Annotated in this window: 16 protein-coding genes, 1 tRNA gene and 1 pseudogene; 7 read left to right on the forward strand and 11 right to left on the reverse strand. The window is 46.9% G+C overall.

Annotated elements, in window-relative coordinates:
* Positions 1–442 precede the first annotated feature (442 nt).
* The 3 genes from ACTNDI_RS12705 to ACTNDI_RS12715 all read right to left on the reverse strand — a co-directional run bounded on the left by ACTNDI_RS12705 (position 443) and on the right by ACTNDI_RS12715 (position 1,964).
* Complete coding sequence (locus ACTNDI_RS12705) at positions 443–877, reverse strand: hypothetical protein (protein WP_279199012.1); 435 nt, start codon at positions 875–877, stop codon at positions 443–445.
* Positions 878–910: 33 nt separating this feature from the next.
* Positions 911–1,309, reverse strand: a complete 399-nt coding sequence (locus tag ACTNDI_RS12710) for a hypothetical protein (protein WP_441101347.1) — start codon at positions 1,307–1,309, stop codon at positions 911–913.
* A 397-nt stretch (positions 1,310–1,706) separates the two neighbouring features.
* A complete protein-coding gene (locus ACTNDI_RS12715) occupies positions 1,707–1,964 on the reverse strand; it encodes a transposase (protein ID WP_441101362.1) in 258 nt (85 codons plus the stop codon).
* A 1,001-nt stretch (positions 1,965–2,965) separates the two neighbouring features.
* Here ACTNDI_RS12715 and ACTNDI_RS12720 point away from each other — a divergent pair.
* From ACTNDI_RS12720 to ACTNDI_RS12745, 6 genes and pseudogenes are all read left to right on the forward strand, one after another.
* On the forward strand, positions 2,966–3,283 hold the full coding sequence (locus ACTNDI_RS12720; RefSeq protein ID WP_279199010.1) for a DUF3847 domain-containing protein: 318 nt from the start codon (positions 2,966–2,968) through the stop codon (positions 3,281–3,283).
* Between the two features lie 341 nt (positions 3,284–3,624).
* Positions 3,625–3,990 (forward strand): hypothetical protein, encoded by a 366-nt coding sequence (locus ACTNDI_RS12725; protein ID WP_279199009.1) that lies wholly within the window; start codon positions 3,625–3,627, stop codon positions 3,988–3,990.
* Positions 3,987–4,721 (forward strand): annotated as a pseudogene (mobQ, locus tag ACTNDI_RS12730) (MobQ family relaxase); the annotation flags it as partial. The gene ACTNDI_RS12725 and the pseudogene mobQ, both read left to right, overlap by 4 nt.
* A gap of 907 nt (positions 4,722–5,628) precedes the next feature.
* Positions 5,629–6,324 (forward strand): VapE domain-containing protein, encoded by a 696-nt coding sequence (locus tag ACTNDI_RS12735; protein ID WP_441101363.1) that lies wholly within the window; start codon positions 5,629–5,631, stop codon positions 6,322–6,324.
* 319 nt (positions 6,325–6,643) lie between these two features.
* The gene (locus ACTNDI_RS12740; RefSeq protein WP_279199006.1) at positions 6,644–6,922 is read left to right on the forward strand and encodes a helix-turn-helix domain-containing protein; all 279 of its coding nucleotides are present in this window, start codon (positions 6,644–6,646) and stop codon (positions 6,920–6,922) included.
* A gap of 42 nt (positions 6,923–6,964) precedes the next feature.
* On the forward strand, positions 6,965–8,224 hold the full coding sequence (locus ACTNDI_RS12745; RefSeq protein WP_279199005.1) for a site-specific integrase: 1,260 nt from the start codon (positions 6,965–6,967) through the stop codon (positions 8,222–8,224).
* 135 nt (positions 8,225–8,359) lie between these two features.
* On the opposite strand, the gene ACTNDI_RS12750 is transcribed toward ACTNDI_RS12745, so the two are convergent.
* From ACTNDI_RS12750 to ACTNDI_RS12785, 8 genes are all read right to left on the reverse strand, one after another.
* Positions 8,360–8,433, reverse strand: a tRNA-Pro gene (locus tag ACTNDI_RS12750).
* 191 nt (positions 8,434–8,624) lie between these two features.
* On the reverse strand, positions 8,625–10,172 hold the full coding sequence (locus tag ACTNDI_RS12755; RefSeq protein ID WP_441101348.1) for a nitrite/sulfite reductase: 1,548 nt from the start codon (positions 10,170–10,172) through the stop codon (positions 8,625–8,627).
* A 278-nt stretch (positions 10,173–10,450) separates the two neighbouring features.
* Positions 10,451–10,696, reverse strand: a complete 246-nt coding sequence (locus ACTNDI_RS12760) for a hypothetical protein (protein ID WP_441101349.1) — start codon at positions 10,694–10,696, stop codon at positions 10,451–10,453.
* Positions 10,697–11,127: 431 nt separating this feature from the next.
* A complete protein-coding gene (locus tag ACTNDI_RS12765; RefSeq protein ID WP_441101350.1) occupies positions 11,128–13,182 on the reverse strand; it encodes a PKD domain-containing protein in 2,055 nt (684 codons plus the stop codon).
* 137 nt (positions 13,183–13,319) lie between these two features.
* Positions 13,320–14,363: a family 43 glycosylhydrolase gene (locus tag ACTNDI_RS12770; RefSeq protein WP_441101351.1), complete on the reverse strand. Its 1,044-nt coding sequence runs from the start codon at positions 14,361–14,363 to the stop codon at positions 13,320–13,322.
* A 223-nt stretch (positions 14,364–14,586) separates the two neighbouring features.
* Entirely contained in the window at positions 14,587–15,825 is a 1,239-nt protein-coding gene (locus ACTNDI_RS12775) for a helix-turn-helix transcriptional regulator (RefSeq protein ID WP_441101352.1), read from the reverse strand.
* A gap of 407 nt (positions 15,826–16,232) precedes the next feature.
* Positions 16,233–17,618 carry an MFS transporter gene (locus ACTNDI_RS12780; protein ID WP_441101353.1) on the reverse strand — a complete coding sequence of 462 codons (1,386 nt, stop codon included), beginning with the start codon at positions 17,616–17,618 and terminating at the stop codon, positions 16,233–16,235.
* A gap of 857 nt (positions 17,619–18,475) precedes the next feature.
* A complete protein-coding gene (locus ACTNDI_RS12785; RefSeq protein WP_441101354.1) occupies positions 18,476–20,314 on the reverse strand; it encodes an L-fucose isomerase in 1,839 nt (612 codons plus the stop codon).
* 286 nt (positions 20,315–20,600) lie between these two features.
* On the opposite strand from ACTNDI_RS12785, the gene ACTNDI_RS12790 reads away from it, so the two are divergent.
* Positions 20,601–21,452, forward strand: coding sequence for an AraC family transcriptional regulator (locus ACTNDI_RS12790; RefSeq protein ID WP_441101355.1), 852 nt, complete (start codon positions 20,601–20,603; stop codon positions 21,450–21,452).
* Positions 21,453–21,454: the final 2 nt, after the last annotated feature.

The following is a 21,454-nucleotide window of genomic DNA, read 5'->3' on the forward strand; positions in this document are numbered from 1 at the left end:
GGTTTGCGCCAGACTTCGTTACGTAGCGGCTTCGGATTGGGGAACCAAGCGGTATCTCAACATGGATCATCTGTTCCAGATGGAACTTATGAACAATACGGAAACGGCTGATGCGTCTGCCGGCTAACTACCAAGAATCCGATGGTTGAAATTGAATTTGCGAAAAAATCTTGACACTATCTTGCATTGATGCGCCAGGAAGACGGATCGAATGTATTCAGCAGAGTATCCGAAGCATTTGGATAAAAAGATAAGGCCCGATAGCCTACGACTGGTATCAGTCTAAGCTATGGGGCCTGGTGGTGCAGGCATACGTCTGAACAGTAACAGGGTGTCAGCCCAGCTTGGATAACTTTTAGTGGAAATTTTTTGAGAAGTTCACATTCATTCAAAATCTTTCAATGCTGTTCATTTTTTTGCAAAATAAACTAAGATGTAATTGCTACCTCCTAAATCCATTCTGTTCATCCGTTCTGTTTAGATGCCTCCGTCTGCCTGCGTAAATTAAAGTAATTATTCCGTAGCCAAGCATCACAAAAATAAGAGGGTGGACATATATTTCCACTAGACTAAATGTACAATATCCCACACCTAAAATCATGATATTGATGGAGATCACCAAAATACCACTCATGAACTCTCTTTTCATTGTATCCTCGCCTCTATTTCTTGTTGCAAGAAACAGAAACACACCTGTCAAAAGCCCCGGAAAAACGGTATACAGCAACAAAAGAAACGGCAGAATTGAGGTGGGATTTGACCTTATTAAAAAATTAAGGGGCTCCCTACAAAACAGATCTATTAGTACCATTCCCTGTGCCAATAGAGTGAATCCCAAAATGGAGATATGGCGAGAGGCCTTTTTATTTTTATCCATGAAGATGTCTCCTTTGTGCATAAATCATACGAGTTAAAAAGCGAAGCATTGAAGATTTAAGGTCCAGCTTCGACTTGATCCCTGTGATAATCTCAAAGAAAAGTAGGCACCTAAAGATCCATTTGTTGAGTATATAGAATTATTAAATCCAGTATATAGAGAAGTCCCACTTTTTATATCGCCTTCTTTTATTTGCGTTTTCCATTGATTTGTATGTCCAGCGCCAGAGCAATTGGCTTTTATATGTGCAGTATTGCTTACAGAAGTTCCATCATTAGGATTTGGATCCCTCCAGATCCCTGATACACGAGTCAATAAATATTCTGAAGGAGCATATGCATTGTTCTCTGTATAATAAATAGTTACTGTTGCTGATATATAACCCGTCGAATCGCTTCCTGATACACTATGATTATGAGAGAAAGTTGACATTGGAACCCCCCCCGATCTTAAAAAATTCGCCGTATTTACCAATTACGCCCGACATTAATGATTATTAGCTTCAGTAATATCTTTTATTACTGTTTTTTCTTAATGTCATAAACCGACAAGGCGATGATAATACAATCGGATATTATGGTTAATAGGTGGTGCTATAACATTCTTTTATATATCCGTTCACTGATCAAAGATGTACTATGATAAATTAGAGAGAAAAATTTAAAGAAAAGATTTTCAATACAATGGAACCGCCTCGTTTTGTCATAAAAATATAACAATTAATTGATATTAACTGATATTATCATAGCATATCAATTACATTATTTCAATAGCAAAAAAAGGCTCTTCGGGCATCCCTGTGGGTGAGAAATGCCATTTTATCCAGTAATTACACTGCTTCCGACACTATAGTAGGTTTTCGATTTTGAAGTGGAACGGCGATATCAGAGCATACAAGATATACGATATCCATTATATTCTGTATATTGCGAAACCCATAAGCTTTGCGGATAATCAATTTGATTTTATTGTTGGTTGCCTCAATCCTGGCATTGCTCAATCCAAGCCGGATCGTGTTAAGGATGTGATCCTTATGACGCTTAATCTTCTCATATAACCTGAATCCGTGAAACCCGCACCATATAATTTTTCAAAAGCGCAAGTTTCAATATTTGCACTTGCTTTTTGTTTTAGTTTATCTCTGAGTAAAGGTGTCAGGAACGGATTAAAAAAAGAATATAAAGTCGTTTATGTAAATTTAATCGGAACCTGACACCAGACATTCCTCCTTTGAATGATTGTGTGAGAACTACCATTCTACCAGAGAATGCCCGCTATGGACATTTTTATTGCTGCCACACCGCCTTGGGAGCGGGAATGGAGTCAGGGGATCGTGGAATAAACCGAAGCACCGTTTTCTGGTGCGAGGATTTATGCCGCGAAAGCCCTTGACGGAATGACACGGAGTACCCTTTATCCGCAGGAAGCAGGAAAACTGCTTCCCTGCCTACCCGGCGAGGGGCGGGTCCGGGCAGAGCCCGGGAGGTGACTCAAGTGTCCAACTTCATTTTACAATCGGCGAAAAAATTTATTTTTTTCAAAAATACCCCACCAAATGACCCCTTTCTGTCCATGTACTTATGAAGGGGTTTTTAAAAGATCTCTTCACCGGACCTTGACAACTGAAGAGATCTTTTATCAGGTACTTCATTTCTGTGTCTGTGCTTTGAAAGGTACGAGCCGTTTTTCTCTGGTACGCCATGATCCGATTCGGGGAGCGAACAATATCACGGGAAAAGCTCTGCGGACTGCTTCCGCGGATCAGGCGATGACAGGACGCGGGAATGATACTTCCGCCTGCAGCAGGCAAGAAAATCCTGCGGCTGGCAGGGCATTCGGACCCGGGCAGATTCCCGGGCAGGACAAATTCACTTGGACCCGTGGTGATGATCAGCAGTCATCCGCCTGATAAAATCCCTCACGCGGTCATGCTGCCGCTTCCCGGGGCAGGAGATAAATACAGGAAAAATCAGCAAACATCCAGTAACCGTAAACCATCAGTTACACAGAACCATCGCAACTGTCTCCGCACGATCTTTGTGCCTGATAGTCAGGGCTGATTCAGAAAAGCATTCATTTACCCAGGAGGTGATAAAGATAAACAACAAGAGAACACCCGAACAGCTACAGCAGGAATTAGACCAGACAAAACACCTGAAGAAATATTACGAGAATGAAATCAAGATCAGAAAGGCACAGCTCAGCCATCTGAACCGCAGAGAACGGACACACCGGCTTTGCAGCCATGGCGGCATGCTGGAGAAGTTTATTGAACGTCCGGACATGCTCTCCGACGAGCAGATTATGCAGCTTCTCTCCTTTGCCTTTCATAAAAATGATGTACAGGCACTGCTAAGACAGATGATAAAGGACGCAGAAGAAAAGAGCTATGGACAGTCCCTCTGATAAGAGGGCGAAATTATACACCCTGGCGGTTGCAATTGCGTCAAATGCCGTCCAGGTGCCGCCGACAGATCCATGCTGCAGAGCAGGTCACGCTGCCGTCCACCCGGCCGAACATCCGGTACGGCAGATGGTGCCTGCTCTGCTGATCCAGTGGGAACCATGTTCCCCCTGCGCCGTCTTCAGACGGCTACCCTCTCTTGTACATACGCATAGAGCATATAAACGAAAAACATCTGCCAACCTGCAGCCTGCTAAAAACAGAATAACCACAAACCTATACATAAGACCGACGGTTCTTTCCAATAAGAACGTTGGTCTTTTTCAGCCGAGGAGGAAATTTATTGAACAGAGAAAATATTAATCATGCGCAGCAGATGCTGCTCAAATACTGCCAGCAGCGAAAAATGACAGACATCAAAATCACAGGCATTGCCAAAGTGTCCGCCACTAATGCAGAAGGAAAGCCATTACATCTTACCGTTAATCTGTATGGCGACATCATGGACGCTGAAATAAACAGGACCATCGCAGATGGGAACACATCCCACAATATCATGCGGATCAGTGAATACCCGACGAAATGGACAGACAGGAAAGAATCAGTCCTTACAGCATGCAGAAAAGCACGAAATGCAAAAACAGAATCAAAGAATCGAGCGGACAGCAACTCTTTGTCCAGCAGGAAAAGAGATGATGCCGCGAGGTGACCTGCCCGCATTTTTCTATTTCTATCAGGTCCCGTTACAACAAGAAGACCGGATCAAAGGGATCCGCCGTAGCAGGCGCAGCCTACCAGAGTGCCCAGCGGCTGTTCTGCGAATACGACGGCCAGGCCAAGAACTATGCCTACAAAAAACCAGAGCTCGTCTACTCAGAAGTCATGCTTCCGGCAAATGCCCCGCCGGAATACGCTGACCGTTCCAGGCTCTGGAATTCCGTTGAAGCATCGGAATCAAGGTTTGATGCCCAGCTTGCGCGGAGCATTATTGCGGCACTTCCAAGAGAGCTTCCTATGGAACAGTCGATTGAAATGGTCAGGGAATTCTGCAGAAAAAACTTTGTGGACAACGGCATGTGCTGTGATATTGCCATCCATGACCCGTCCCCGCCCGGCCACAATCCGCATGTCCACATCATGCTGACGCTTCGGGGAATCGATGAGAATGGCCTCTGGCTTCCCAAATCCAGGAAGGAGTACATCCTGGACAAAGAAGGAAACAGGATCCGGCTGAAAAGCGGCGCATGGAAAAGCCGGAAGGTCGATACCGTTGACTGGAACCGGAAAGAGAATGCAGAGATCTGGAGAGGCAGCTGGGAGAAGATCCAGAACCGGTACCTGGAGAAAAACAAATGTCCGGCACGGGTAAGCCTGCAGTCTTATGCAAATCAGGGAATCGATCAGATTCCGACAGAACATATGGGACCGGCCGCAACCGCCATGGAGAAGAAGGGCATCAAGACAGACGTTGGAAATCTTAACCGCGAGATCTGGGAAGCCAACTGCCTGCTTCAGTCCATCCGTGACATGATCCGGATGCTGGCAGAATGGATCTATGCGTTTTATCAAGCTGCCCAGGAGGCGAAGGCCGGCAAGACAGCACAAGCAAAGGAGAAGGCAAAGGCAGAAGCACAGGCGGAACCTGAACCGATTTATCTGCGGGAACTGATAAAGGCAAAGCTGGATATTCGAGCGAAGGAAAGGGCCCTGTGGAGCCACCACGCACAGACAAACGGGGCCCTCCGTGATTGTTCAAACGTTATGTTTTTCCTTGAATATATGGACAATCACGGAATCCGTACGGTGAATGATTTAAACGAACGCCTCTCCGAAACGTACGAGAAAATTACCTCGATCCGCAGATCTGTGAAAGCAGCACAACGGAGGATCCAGACCATTTCCAATATCAGAAAAGCCTTGAAAGATCTCCGTGAAACCAGAGCAGTCCACGACAAATATATGCAGATCGGATGGAAAACCCGGAAAGAAAAGTTCCGCGCAGAGCATGCTGACGACCTGAACCGGTACGAATCCGCCAGCCGCTTTCTCCACAAAAATGTAACAGATGACAAGATCAGCTTTGCTGCACTTGCCAGAGAAACCAGAAAGCTGGAGAAAGATATCGCCTCGTATACCGAGGAGCTTGCCGATATACAACGCAATCTGAAGATGCTAAAGGATATCCGATATTTCGTCCGGGACCTTCTTCCGGAACTCTCTCCGGAGGAGAAGCATAAAGTGAAGGAAAAGCGTTCCGTCCGTGAACAGCTCGAGGCAAACAGACAGATACTGTCAGCAGAAGCCTGGAACAACAGATCCGGCATAAGAAAGGAGAAGAGCCGAGGAAATCAAGTCCTTTCTCAGCCGTCAGAAAGAGACCTACAAGGTCCCCTACGAAACACATCCCAAGGACAGACCGAGGCAGTGCGTATTTATCGGGACCACCAACAAGAAAAAGTTCCTGCCCTTTGACCGGACCGGCGCAAGACGCTTTATGGTGGTCCAGTGCAATGCAGAGAGGGCTGAAGCAGATATCAATGAGGATGAAGCCGCTTCCAGGGTCTATATCGACCAGGTATGGGCTGAGGCTATGGAAATCTACAGGCACGGGAAATTCCGCCTTGCCCTGCCAAAGGAGATGGAAAGAAAGCTCCAGGTGTATATCAGGGAATTCATGCCGGACGATACCCGTGAAGGTGTAATACAGGGCTTCCTTGATGATTATACCGGCAAGTATGTATGCACCAGGCTTCTGTATGCAGAAGCCTTTAACCATCTGTATGACGAGCCCCGGGAGTTTGAACTGCGGGACATCTCTGAAATCATGAACACCTCTATCAAAGGCTGGAGGAAATGCAAACAGCACCGCTACAGAAAATACGGTGTGCAGTGGAGCTGGGAAAGAGACCCTGCCGCGCAGGACGTCACAGACAGTTCCAAAAACACAGGCGGGTTTTCGCCGGTTCCCCGGCAGGTGGAGATCCCTTTTGATACCCCTGACAAAAAACAGCTTCCTGCACGAAGGAAAGTGATACTCCGGTGACGGGCAGTTGACGCCCTCCTGCCCTGTGTTTACAGGGCTTTTTGTCTATTTCCTATATATGTCACTCTACTATTATAAAAAAAATAAATATTAAGAAAGACAGTAGATGTGTAAAGGATGGAGAAGTTTCCCGGATGAGTGACTACATTTAGTGACGCTCCGCCTTGAAGGGTGCTTTTAAAAACATCCCCCGCACAAACGCAGCACACATCCGGACATCATCGACAGAGCCGGGCCTGATCAACGCCACAAATGACTGGCCCGGTGAACCATTCCGTAAACAAAAGTATTCCATACATTTCTCAGGAGGAATCATAACATGCTTGAAAACTACCCCGAAATTCTCACACTGGAAGACGTCTGTAAAATCATGCGGATCAGCAAGCCCACCGCATCCTCTCTGATCCGCAGCCACAAGCTGGACGCACGCATGGTAGGCAGAGCCTACAGGATCAGCAAGTCATCTCTCATCCGTTTCTTTGAGGGAAACGGGGAAAATAAAGAAACAGTGGGGAATAAAGAAAATACAGAAGATATCACACAGACAGAAAAAGAAAAAACTACAAGCAGACGCAGAGAAAATGATATACTGTTATAAATAACGATTCTCAGTCTGCCGGTCACATAAGGAGGTAAAAAATTGACTGGCACATTTACTACAAAAACACATTCATCAGGAAGAACCTATTACTATATCGCACTGCGCTACAAGGACCCCAAAACAGGATTGTGGCGAGGGAAGCTTGTCAGCACACATATCCAAGTAACGGAAGCTAAAAAGAAAAAGGCACATCCCCGCCCGGTCAACGCAGACAAGCTGATGGCCAAGGCTTATAATGACTACGCCTATCTGGAAGAAGACATATCAGAGCTGTCAGCCGGTCTTGATCCCATGATCACTCTCGGAGCTTACCTGGATGTCCTTCTGCAACGCAAAAAGAACGATATCCGTACTTCAACCTACGACAAGTATACCTACCAGATCAACCGGCTTAAAAGAGACTTTGAGATCTCCAGAAAGCCCGTCAGGTCCATTACAACACCGCAGGTGAAGGCCTTTCTTGAAACGGCAAGACTCACCGGAAAAATAAACCAGAAAACCGGCGAACGTGAACCCCTCTCTGTCCGCACAGTCAGAGAGTACAAGGCTCTTCTGGTTGAGGCATTTACCTGTGCCAGAATCGATGGCTTGATAAAGTATGATCCAACTGCAGGGTTGAAGGTAAGTAATAAGTCCAACAAAAAATTCTCTGAAGACTATCTCTTCCTCAAGGAGGATGAGATCCAGGACATGTTGGAATACCTCTCCAAAAACGATGCCCCGCTTCTTCCCATTGCCTTTATGGGTGTCTACATGGGTCTGCGCAGATCAGAAATCCTCGGTCTGAAATGGTCAGCCATTGACTGGGACCATAAGATCGTACACATCCGGCACACAGTAGTGCGGGAGAGGACGGTCTATGCCGAAGATCAGACCAAATCTCTGGAGAGCAGAAGAGACCTGCATCTCTTTCCCACTGCAGAAATCTGCCTGAAAAAGATTCTTGCACAACAGATCCTGGATAAAAAGTTCTTCAAGGACGAATACCAGAACAAAGACGGCTATGTCTTCTGCTGGCCTGATGGGCACAGTTATGATCCAAACTGGGTATCACGGCGCTTCAAGACCGATATGCAGCGCTTCGGACGTCCGGAGATCACGCTTCATAAGCTCCGTCACACCTGCGCTTCCCTGCTGCTGGACAAGAACTGGAATATCAAGAAAGTACAGTACTGGCTGGGACATGAGGATCCAGACACCACACTCCGTATTTACACACATTATATGAAGCATCAGTCCAACATGGACTCCGGTATCATTGAAGATCTGAGCGCACCTGCGAGAACTTTATTCGCATAATCGGTTTTGTTATATTTTTTGTTATATCACGAAGATTCATGCAGATTTCCGGATAAAAAGGTGAAAACCCGTGAAAACAAAAAGATACCGCAAACCCCCATTCTTTAAGGGTTTGCGGCATCTCCAAAACGATTATCGAGGTTACTGGATTCGAACCAGCGGCCTCTACGTCCCGAACGTAGCGCTCTACCAAACTGAGCCAAACCTCGACAGCCTCGTGATTGATGCGTTGATCAATCAGCGAGTCTTATCATACTAAATTCATTCATGAATGTCAACCCCTGTTTTTAATTTTTTAATTTTTTATTTTCCCTGATTGATGAGTTGATTCATCAAGAAACTTGTCATACTAATTAGACACATGAAAAAAGCATCCCTTTCGGGATGTTTTTTTCGCATATCAGACAGCGTACTGTTTTACCAGCTCAAGGAGTGTTTCCTCGTTTCCTTCCAGCCACTTTGCGAACGGAACCTGTTCTTTTTCGACAATTCTTCCCAGCGCGACCAGGAAGTCGGGGATATCCTTTGCCAGCAGGACGATTTTACTTTCTGCCAGCTTTTCCTTCCCCGGAATGCTGCTGCCTCCGTACGAGAAGAAGAACGCATCCACGCGGTTTCCATCCTGGTCTTTGCGGATGGCACCTCTCCACCCGATCAACCCGATCTGCTGCGCTGCGCAGGAAGAAATGCAGCCGGAGATCCGCATCCGCGGCAGCGTATGTGGAGAGAAATGCTCTTTCCGGACCGCCTCCAGGCAGTTCTGCAGCAGTTTCTGAGAATCCGCCGGACCGATGTCGCACCTTGCGTGCCCGACACAGGAAATGGACTGCTCAAAATCGCTCGAGCAGCCGTCTTTTGTAAGCTCCAGCATGCTTCGGGCCTCATCCCCGGTGCAATTGACGATGTAGAGGCCGCCCGTCGTCGTCAGACGCAGTTCCATCTCTCTCCAATTACGGGCCAGATCCATGATCTCCCGAAGTCTTCCCAGAGACAAATACCCTCCCTGCGGATGGTAGGCAACCGCGCAGAGCCCCTTTTGCTTCTGCGGGATAATTCTCGGATCCTCCGGCAGTGGATCCACTCCCGTCTTCGTCACCTGCTCTTCCACGACGGACAGATCCAGATTTCCCTCCGCTTTTACTTCCTGCAGATGCAGGGCAAAAGTGCTTTTAAACCCGTCGACGCCCATGGTCTCCTGGAGAAAACGGCTCCGCGCCTTGTTCCGATTGTTGTAATTGCCATTCTCCATGTAGACATCCAGCATGGTCCTGAGGTAATAGAGAATCTCGGACGGATCCACATGCGAGCCGACCAGAACGCCAATTCTTGGCTTGATACCAAGCCCACCGGCAGCAAATACATCGAAGGTATGATCCGGATTTGCCAGAAATCCGATATCCTTCATCGTGATATGCATCTCCCCGGAAGGAAAAGAAGCGAATCCGATCTTGAACTTTCTCGGGAGCGGACGCACACCGATGTAGCGCAGGAGATAGTCATCCGCCGCTTTCGCATAGGGCTGAACGTCAAAGTACTCTTCTGTTGCCAGACCGGACAACGGTGTAGCCGTAATGTTGTTCGGGTTGTCTCCGCCGCTTCCTCTGGTCACAATTCCTTTGTCCAGAAGACGCAGCACCAGCCTGCGGCCCGCGTGCGGATTGAGATCATGCAGCTGCAGTGCCTGCCCGGTACTGATCTTCAACGTATCCACGCCATAATAGGTGCAGGCATCCAGAATCGCCGCCGCCATGTCCGCAGTCAGCCGCCCGCCCGGCACACGGATTCGGAGCATCTGATGATTATCTCTCTGCAGATAGTCGCCAAATCCCTTGGAAATGCCCGTGTACTCCCCGGCGTCGATTTCACCCTTTTCGTATTTGTGAGAGGCATTTTCAAATGCATTAAAATCTTTATAAAAACGGTTGATTGCTGAATCTTTCTTATCCATGCTTCCATCCCTTTTCTATGTGATTTCTTCATTTTGCTAACAGTCTATCACATTTCATCCTGCATTTTCCGTACCATTGGAAACACTCCTGACAGGTTTTTCAGAAAAAAATATCACGATCCGTTATAACAACTTGATCCACTTATTCTATCATTTGTCTTTTTCGGCGGATATAACAACTCCTTAGGCACCTTTTGCTTTGAGGAAAAGCTAAGAAACAAGGAGCCATTTACATAAAGCTCGTACCCTTCTCCACCTTTGCCGCCTCTCTTGCCGCCTCATTCCCCGCTCCGTTCATCTTTAATGAATTCTTTCAGCATCTCTTTATCCGCTTCGCACTGGCATTTCACTGTACCGCTCCTTATGATCCCCTCATATCCGGAAACTGTTGAAAACAGGAATCTAGACAATGTAGAATTCAGGTTGAGCTGATCGCCGTCCAGTGTCTCAAACAGCACATCCCTGCTACATTTTTTCACTATGTCAAGAAATTTTGCGTAATCAATCCCTTCTTTTAATTTCATTTCTCTTTCACCTATTCTCTTTTTCTAATATCTGTTATTTTGAAAGGCAGCACCGGTATGCCTGCCTCATTGTAAAGATTGATCTCATAGTATGGCGTCTGTGCAAACCTTATCTCAGTCACCCTCCCTGCCTGGGACAGATTGATCCTGCCAGCCATACCGCGCCTACTGCCACATTATCTATAACTGCTTTTTCTGCATCCGAGATAATCTCCATAGTTTCGGAAAATGAACTGGAAAGCGGTTCTATGACTGCCTTCCATATTCCGGATCCATCAGCTTTTGTTACTGTTTCCTTCCCCTGTATCCTGACATGGATCACACTTTCCGGATCAGCCTTCCCCCATACATGAACGGGTTTCTCTCGCTGAAGGATCATTCCCCGGCTGAATATCTTTGCAGGTTCCAGAATTTTACTTTACTCCTCTCAATTATTCGACAATAACTCTCACACGGGCAAGATTTTTTATCTGTGTAAATAGATCCGAGGCATCTCCGTTCCGGTTGGACATTACACGGACGGAAACCATATATGAGCCCGGCCTGTCGTATACATGCGTAAACTCGGCATCTGCACCGTGGATCCCATCTTTCTCATACTTTATAAATTCAGCCCGGTTCAGGAATACTTTTTCACCCGGAAGTCTGCTGATCTCTACCGGGTCATAGTCTACAGCTGTAATCTCTCCCGCCCCTTCCGGCACTTCCGCATGAACGGTAAAATGAACTTCTTCTCCGACCTTTACATGTGCGCATGTTTTTCCCTGTGCATACAGACTGACAAGGGGTTGCATACCTCTTCTCTTTCTAGCTGTATCTGCCGGCGTGATCAGTCCGCCGTCCCGTTTGTATACAGTACCCGGAACCGGTTCGATCCCTCTTTCGACCCAGTCGCTCAGGTCAAGGATGGCCTGATGGAGCGCTCCCATATAATTGATGATCATATTGCTCTCCATACTGGATGTATCCCCGTGAAGGCAGCGGTCCATGTAATAAAGCCTTACATTTTCATCAGTCCCTTTCGTCTCTTTTATCTTATTTTTATACCAGTCTCCACACCACGGGCAGGTAGACTCATCCATCAGCGCCTGAGTAATCATCATCTTACACTGGATATCTCCGTCCTGAGGCGGGACTCCTGTCATGGAATATCCCATTATATTCTCTCTCTGCGGAAGGGTCGGCCTGCCTTCTTCGTCGCGGAACTGATCCCACGCATGGAAAGAAGGATCGACCGGAACCTGATGTCGGTAGTAAGACTGCGCCGCAATATAATCGGAATTATCAAGGGTTAGTTCATCTCCCGATTTTACGGCGGAGAGCACGCCTTTCAGATCCTCTTTTCCAAAACACATTCCTATAACAAGACATTTTCCTTTGATATCTCCGAGAAGAAGCTGTCTGCCTTTGGCATTCCCTGTCTCAAATGTGATATTGACGCCGCCCAGATACAGATCTCCCTGAGGTACGTCTTCCAGTTCGATCCACGCATCTTTCCCATCTGTGAGCATCTTCTTCCATGCGTCATCTACACCATTTCTTCCGTCAATCTCCGAACTTGCTTCCACTGTTCCCGGCACATGGACCGTTTTGACAATTCCCCTGAACTGCAGCCTGTCCCTGGAAGCGCTGCTTTCGGGATCCGCCCCCATATATCCTGGGATTTCCCAGAAATCTTTGAAATACTGGGGATCTTTCGCTCTGATGTTAGGCATAAGAACCGGCAGTGCACCATCGTCAATCTTTCCTGCCGCTTCCATAAACCATGTGATCGGTGGAAAGCCCATCAGTGTAAGTTCCCTGAGCATTGCTTTTTCATTGTCGTCCAAGCCTTCATACATATCGCCGCTCCCGCCTGCGTCAAGAGCATCCACGATTTTCCCGAATACCCGGCGAAGACATCTCTGCCCCTGGGCATGCATGGTGATCGTGTTAGGCAGAGATACCGGTGATCCGATCACATAGGGCGCCGCCCCGTCCCATGCATTCGTATTTTCCACGCAGGCCATCGTCTTATATCCGCCGCCGCTTCCGCCGAACACATAGCCATATGGTCTTTCACAGCCATAGATTTCCTTTGCTTTTACTCTGGAATATTCTGCAGCCGCAGCGCTCGTCTCAAAAAGACTTGTAGGTGACTCACTTGGGCCGAACATCATCTTTGAGCCCATATTGCTTTCCACATAATAAGCACCGTTCTGCAGAGAAAAGGCGATCACGTCATCCTCCCCCGTCTTGTTCAAAGAAGCGACTTCTTCATTCGGTCCCGGAAACGGAGAAAGATACTGAAAGAATCTTCCTCTGTACTCTTCTTCCGGCGGAAAGCAGAAGCTGAATTTCAGATTCGTCCCTTCAAATCCACCGTGCATATATCTATATGGAAGCTTTGTACCGTTCGGAAGCACACGTTCACGCGACTCATCCGCATCGATAAAAGGCTTGCTGTACTTTGGATCTTTTGTGGCATCATAGATTGTTTTTCCCATTCTGTCATATCTCTTCTTTCATAAATTTGTTCTGCTGATTTTATAGCTTATGAGGAAATCATACATAAAAAAAACGAACCTGCTAAGATTCGTTTTTGTCTGCCAGGGTAATTTTTGGCTTTATTATCTGTCCGAAATTACTCGTACTCTTCAATTCTCCAAGTGTCCTTCCAGTCCAGATATCCCATTTCTCCATCAAACCGGAACGGAAGCCACACATAATCCGCTAAAGAAGTATTGAGGTTACTGTCCAGCTCGTAATCCACATCCGGAACTTCTCCCTCATAATCCGGATCGAACATCCGCTCAAATACTTTTTTATAGTTTTCGTATTTCCAGTCCATATGTCCGGGCACCCAGCGGTCGGCCACTGCGATGTACAGATCCTTTTTCCCCTGTACTTTAAAAACCGATGAGATCTGGGAATGCCATGAAGTCATGGATGGATCATCCGGATGGGGATTCCCGAGGACTCTGTAGGGACCATGCCATGTATCCGCCACTGCGATTTCCGAAGGATTAGGAAGATATCCTGTCGTCCCCGATGTAACAAGATAATGTTTTCCCTTTCTGCAAAAGTGTGCCGTTGCTTCCCTCACATAGGGCGGATGAGGATGAGGAAAATGTGTGCTGTAATAGCCTGTCACATCTGTATAATCCTCTGTCAGGTCTGCGCATATCGTCTCGCTGTGCACCCGTTCAAAATAATAATATGCCTTCCCGTCTGGAGCGACTGCCAGATCAAAATCCCCAGCGCTCATATTGAGGGGCCGCAGTCCCTCACGCACTTTTGTATACGGTCCAAGGATCGAATCTGCAGTCAGTACTGTCTCGGACTGCGTGCCATCCCTGTTCATGATCTTAAGCCAGCATACATATTTCCCTGTCATTTTATTATATATGATATGCGGCCTGTCCATCATAGAGGAAGGATACAGGGAAGACGCCGGATTCTCCTCCGGAGGAATGATCAGTCCCTGATCTTCCCAGTTATACAGATCCTTCGAAGAATAACACCTGACTCCCCAATGCCAAATATCATCCTTCCCTGTTGTTTTCTCTTTATTTTCGCCATACCAGTAATAGGTTCCTTCGATATACATGACGGAGCCGCCATGGGCATGGATCCTTTTTCCTTCCGTATCCAGCCAAGTTTTTCCCGGATAAAATGCCTTGTACATAATTTTTCTCCTTTTACTCTGCCCTGCCCCAGAATGTGTATTTTCCCGGTGCAAGCTCTGTTTCCTTTCCGTCGATGACAACGGTCACCGGCATCTCGGCCCATCTAGATTCGTATCAAGATATCTTTCCATAGAAAATCCTCCATTCGTTCTGATCGCAGCAGTATGATAAGATATCTTCTAAAATATGGACAGACAATTTTTAGTGAAAAGAGAGGAATTTTTAGCTTATTTCTGTTTCATTCCCCGCATTCATCGCCTGTTCCCTGTATTCTGCCGGTGTCATCCCCTCCTGCGCTTTGAATACCTTTGTAAAATAATTTCTCGTACTGAACTGCAGGATCTCACTGATCTCCTGAATGCTTTTCTCGTTCGTGATCAGCCAGACCTTGGCATAGTTTAGACGTACCTTCTTAATATAATCGAGAAGCTTAATCCCCATCTCTTTCTGAAACCGTTTCGTAAGATAATATTCCGTATATCCAATGCTTCTGGCAATATCTTTCAGATCAATCGGTTCATTAAAATGGGCTTTAACATAATCACAGCACGCCAGTATGGGGCGGGACACTGTGCTTTCCTGTTTTATAGACCGGACAGCCTCCACACATTCATCCATAATCCTGCGTCTCAGTTCCGCAAGATCTGTCACTCTTGTACATTTCTCAATCTCCTGAAGATACTGACGCTCCATCTCACGGCCGTTTTGATTGGAGAGCCCGCCTTCCACAGCGGCGCGCGTACAAACGGCAGTGAAAATGATCAAAGTATCTTTTGCTTCTCGAAGTGGCATATCTAACCCCAGACTGTACCTTGACATCTGAACCGTATCATTCAGGATCTGATGGTAGTTCCGGTTGCCCTCACGGATACACTGGAGCATGGTCTGTTCCCGGTTCCTTTCACGCTCATAATCGGTAAAACTTCTCTCCTGCCTTGATTTCTTTTCCCTTTCTTCTGCATATTGGATAACAACCGTATCCATATCCAGCATACTGCCAGTGATCGCATAGTGGAGCATCCTGATATACTGATTCAGTACAGGCATTGGCAGGATCGGGATATCCTGCATGATCCGGATGGACTTCTTCCTTATTTCAAGAGAGACGCCGAGGTCATGCAGGCTTTGCTCAAGTCCATTTTCCGATGCCGCGGACGGAAACACAGGCCCCATCAGCACGAGCATTTTATTCATGTTTTTCGTAATATCCGCATACTCGCCAACCCACAGCATTCCCAAAGGATCGCCCATTACAAACGGTACTTTCAGCTCCGCTGCATCCTCAAGGGCAAAGCGGAGACAATCCCCGCTCCTCAGAATGAGTTCGAGTTCTTTTGCGTTCTGGCTGGACGTATAGAACACTTCTCCTTCCGGTCCCAACCCCCAGATACCTACCCCGCATCCCACATAGAAATACTCCATCAATATGGCAACTCTTCTGGCTACATCATCTTTCCACATACTTCTCTCCTTCTCATCCGTACTGTTCAGCTCATTTTCTGATACATAGAGCATATCACGACAAATCCGTTCGCTGTCCTATGCCCTGCAAATATCCGCTCATGCGGGCATGGCGTCCCACTCGGTCTTATCAAACAAAAAGCCGTCTATCTTCTAATTAAGAAGTATAGACGACTTTTTTATCGTTTAACAGCTTTCTTTGTTTATTTCCGTCAGGAACCGGTATTTGTGATCCGGCAGGACACCTTTAATGTGTCCGTATCTTTCATACGCTCTTTATCCAGACAGATATTATCATAATCAAACTCCGTATACGAAAGTCCGTATCCGAAAGGATACTGTACCTGAACAGAGAGATGCCTTTTCTTCCAGAGTCATCTCGCTTATCATTTCTTTAACATTTATTCTTACTGTTCCTGTGCCTCTGCTACGACTTCTTTGGCAGCTTCACGTTTTTTCTCATTTTCCTGACGGATCTCAGTCATCTTCTTGTCCAGTTTAAAATATCCTGTCAGCGATATTGCTACCAATATATAAAGAACCATCGGAACAATACTAAAGAGCATACGGATTCCCATTAAAGCAGCATCTGACTGCACTTTTAACGTTCCATTATATCCTACAATAGTAAGCAGCACACCTAATCCGCCGCTTCCGGCTGCAGCACCTACTTTCTTCGCAAGATTAACCAAACTGGACATAGTTCCTTCCATTCGGTGCAGACCTTTCCACTCATTATATTCTGCACATTCCAGGACAGCAAGAGAGATCAGCATACTGCTCGGAATAGTTCCTGCGCCGGTAAATACAGCCGCTATTGCAAGAAGCGGTATGTTTGCCCCTGCAAAAAAATTAATGAAATATCCTACTGCCGAGATGATAAAGCCGATAAACATGAGCCTGACCACTGATATTTTCTTCAGAAGAGGAGGGAAGACAAACGCCAGCGGAATCGCTATAATCTGTACGGCACTTGCAATACTCATCAGACCTACATCTCCGACAATCCATGTATAGTAGTAAACAATTGTTCCCATATTAGTTACAAAGTTAAACAGAAGTCCCATAAAGGCAATGATCAGGATATATTTGTTTCCCTTTATTACTGCAAGGGCATCAGATATTTTCAGGGATTCTTCTTTCTTCTCCGCATCAACATCATTTTTTTCTTTTACAAAAATAAATCTGAGGATACCAATCGCTGTCATTGCGATTGCAAATGTACCAACTAATAGGCTCCATCCTGATGCGGAACGTGCATATGTAGACATCAGGATAGGGAATGCAATATTGAAGATTACAGAAGCCAGCATAGTGATCACACCACTGTAAGATGTCACTTTTACAATCTGAGTGCCCTTAAACGCACGTACAAGATACACTGTGTTACTTGCATTCAAAAATGTATACGCAACTGCATTAACAAGCGAATACATAATAAATATCCACACACACTTCATGATCTCGCTCAGTCCCGTCGGGCAGGAAAACATCAGCCAGGTAGCCACCCACAGAAGGATAATGAATAGCTCATACGGACGGGCTTTTCCCCATTTTGTCTTTGTCCTGTCTACAATAAAGCCTGCACATGCATCTGTCACTCCATCCAGAAGTTTACTTGCTACAAGGATAATACTGACATATGCAGGGGTAATTCCCAAAGTATCAGTACAATAAGCCATTAAGAATCCCATCAAGAGTACCATTATTGAAGTAGAAATCATGCGGCTGTTCCATGCCAGCAGATTTCCAAATCCCAGCTTTTCACTGGGATCTTTTTTTGTTTTTGTCATTCCCTTAATCTCCTTTTCTTTCATTAACCAAGGACCTGTCTGCATCGGCTTCAGGTGTGCACCCCCAGGCTATGTCTTTGTTGTAATTGGATTATAGAAGATTTTTTGACGTTCTCTAAGGAATAAATTCATCTTTTGGAATCAATTTTAGCTTTATTACCCACTCTGCTGATTTATATATTGCGTCCCCATCTCATTATGATGATCCAGTCAATTCCACCGATTTAACAGCTTTCAAACTGATAACTTCTACATGAAAAGACTCTATAACGACCGATAGCTGTCAATCCGCAGGAGACGGGAATACTATGCAACTTGTGAGACAGTTTGCGTCTGATTCAGAAGATATCCATGAAATCGAGCAGCTTGAAGAACTGATTGAAGCAAAGAAAAAAGAACTGCTGCAAAAATAATATGTTTATGCAGCAGTTCGCTAAAGGCTCTTCCGATTTGACCGGTATAGGGAATTACACGGAAAAGTTCTTAAGGGAAATATTGAAAAAAGGGAAGTATTGAAAAAATGAGCCGTTAAAAAGATGTGAATATACCGCACGGACGAAACGGTCTCAAAATCGCTGTTAGCCGGGATACGAAGAGATGACGCAGAGCTTTATCACGATTAAGAGCAGCCGCTTATACAAAATTATCCCCGCACACAGACCGAAGCGTCTGCCGACGGGGATATAGCAATATTTTCTGCAGGGTTCCAAATGATGTCCATCTAAGTAAGTCTCCTGCAGAAAATATATGCTGTCATCATTGATCCGGCATTTGCCGAAGACCTCCTGTGATCGTTGCTCTCCGATCACAGGATTGTCTTCGTACCGCCGATATTTGTAGTATTTGTGGTATCTGTATTATTTATATTTCTTGTACAGAGGTCCGAATGCAGCGCATGCTCTGTAGTCAGCCGCCTCTTTGTCCTTTGTGCCGAATGCGTTCCATGCAGCCGGACGATAGATCTTCTCATCCGGAATGTTGTGCATGGCAACCGGAATACGAAGCATGGAGGCGAAAGTGATCAGATCTGCTCCTACATGGCCGAATACGGTAGCGCCGTGGTTTGCGCCCCAGTTGCGCATGACATCGTATGCGGTGCAGAATGCGCTTCCCGGAATGTGGTCAACACGCGGTGTGAACCATGTGCAGGGCCATGTGTAGTCGGTTCTCTTCCAGAGGGTATCAGTAACCTCATCCGGAAGTGCTACGGTCCATCCTTCTGCGATCTGCAGGAACGGTCCGAGGCCCTTTACCAGGTTCAGACGAACCATGGTTACCGGCATCTCTGTCTTTGTAAGGAATCTGGAGGAATATCCGCCTCCACGGAAGTATCCGTTGTCAGCCGGCGGCCACTCGGTAGCCTCACACATTGCCTTCTGATCGTCCTCGGTCAGCTCCCACCACGGCTTGATTGTCGGGTTGCCGTCCGCATCCTTGCAGACGCCGGAGAAATCAAGTGCAGATGCGCCGGAGTTGATCAGGTGCAGGAAACCATCGGCATCCTTTGCGTGACCCTCAATGTCATAGCCGGTCACTCTCTTTACAGATTCGCCGCTCCAATAGGTACGCACATCAGAGAACATTGCCGCGCGGCCGGTAAGCTGCTTCTCAAACAGCATGCACAGTCCGTTCAGGCAGTCATTCTCGGTAGCGAGAACATAGGGCTCACGTGCGCCGTCATAGTCGAAGGAAGTGGAAAGGAATGCTTCCGGATAATCACAGTTCGGCCAGTGATCGGTCCACTGTCTCTGTCCCTGGAATCCGCCGACAATGGCGTTGTGTCCGAGTGCTTCCTCTTCGAACTTCTGTCCGCCTGCGGTGACCTTCTCGTCCGCCAGCTTTGCGTTGCCGCGCATCAGGTCCTTGATGATGATATACATCTTGACCGTGAACTCCCACTGCTCGTCCTTAACCTCACGGGACTTCTGGATCCACTCCGGGTTCTTGTCCCATGCTTCCTTACAGTTCTCCTTCGTCCACTTCAGAGCTCTCTCGAACTCTGCCTTGTCATAGATTCCCTCTTCCATACGGCGAAGAACTTCTACCTCATCTACAGACTCTACGCGCATGCCAAGATAAGACTCCAGGAAATCCTGATCCATGATGGATCCGCCGATACCCATCGTAACGGAGCCGATCTGCAGATAGCTCATTCCGCGAAGAGATGCCGCAGCAACCGCTGCGCGTCCGAAACGAAGAAGCATCTCCGTTACGTCATCCGGAATTGTATCATCGTCCGCTTCCTGTACGTCGCGGCCGTACATTCCGAATGCCGGGATTCCCTTCTGCGCATGTGTCGCAAGAACGGATGCCAGATATACAGCGCCCGGTCTCTCTGTCGCATTCAGTCCCCACACGCCCTTGATTGTGGTGGGATCCATATCCATTGTCTCAGATCCGTAGCACCAGCACGGTGTAACGGTAAGGGTAATGTCAACGCCCTCTTTCTTGAACTGCTCCGCGCAGAGCGCACTCTCGCGCACACGTCCGATCGTAGTATTGGAAATAACAACCTTGACCGGTGTTCCGTCTGCGTATCTCAGGTTGTCCTCATAGAGCTTCTTCGCTCTCTCGGCCATTCCCATTGTCTGCTCTTCCAGAGATCCTCTGACGTCCAGAGGGCCCTTGCGTCCGTCAATTACCGGACGAATTCCAATGACCGGATGTCCGCCGATCAGTTTTCTCTCGTCTGCCATATTTGCTTACCTCCCATATGATATTTGATACACAGATTGTCAGCGTAACGTTTCGCTGATAATCCTGAAAAAAACAGGCGTTCCGCCCAACTCATGGCACAATTGTAGCACTTTTCCCGGTCAAAAGATAGTGTTATAATCGTTTCGTATGGTAATATATTCACATTTTTATATTTTTTGTATGATAATTACAAATGTTGCGTCTGTTTTTTATTTATTTTGTCTGATAAAACTTCACTTACAGAAGCCGCACGGATTCTGCCGGCGGCTCAGAAAGGAACCTTTCATGCAGTTTATGGATCTGAATGAGAAGCGCCGCCACGGCACCTCCGATTTTCCCTTTGCCTTCTATCATCTCGACAGCCGTCACCCCCGGTATGTCATGAACTACCACTGGCATCAAGAATATGAGCTGATCCGGGTTCTGTCCGGAAAACTGGAGATGACACTGGATGAGCGCACAACATCCGTAAAACCCGGAGACCTGGTCTTCGTTCACGGAGGCGTTCTCCATTCCGGCATGCCCGAAAACTGTGTCTATGAATGCCTGGTATTTGATCTGAATGTGTTTACCAGACACAACTCCAGCAGCGGGAGCTATATCCAGAAGATCCTCGACCGGTCCGCTCTTGTCTTCGATCATTTTGAGAGAGAAAAGTTCTCCTCCGTCATTCCGGTCACCGATCACATCTTCGAGGCCATGAAGAAACGCTATCCCGGATATGAGATGATGGTGATCGGCGAACTCTATCATTTCTTTTCGCTCGTCTTCCGTCATCACCTCTATCTCGAATCGGTGCCCCAGACCCGGAAAGGCTACCGGAAGGTACTTCAGCTCCGCAAGGTGCTGGATTACATCGACAAAAATTACAGCCAGCCCATCACACTGGATGAGCTGGCTGCCGCCGCATCGATGTCCCCGAAGTATTTCTGCCGCTTCTTCAGCAGCATGACCCATCGGACACCGATGGATTATCTGAATTATCAGCGCATTGAGCACGCCTGCTACGAGCTGTCTACGACGGACAGCACTGTGACCGATGTGGCGTACGCCTGCGGTTTTGGAGATGTGAGCTATTTCATCAAGATTTTCCGCAAATACAAGGGCATGACTCCCGGCACATATTCCGGAAGATAAGA

This window comes from Bilifractor sp. HCP3S3_D3, assembly GCF_052063915.1.
Classification (GTDB): Bacteria; Bacillota; Clostridia; order Lachnospirales; family Lachnospiraceae; genus Bilifractor.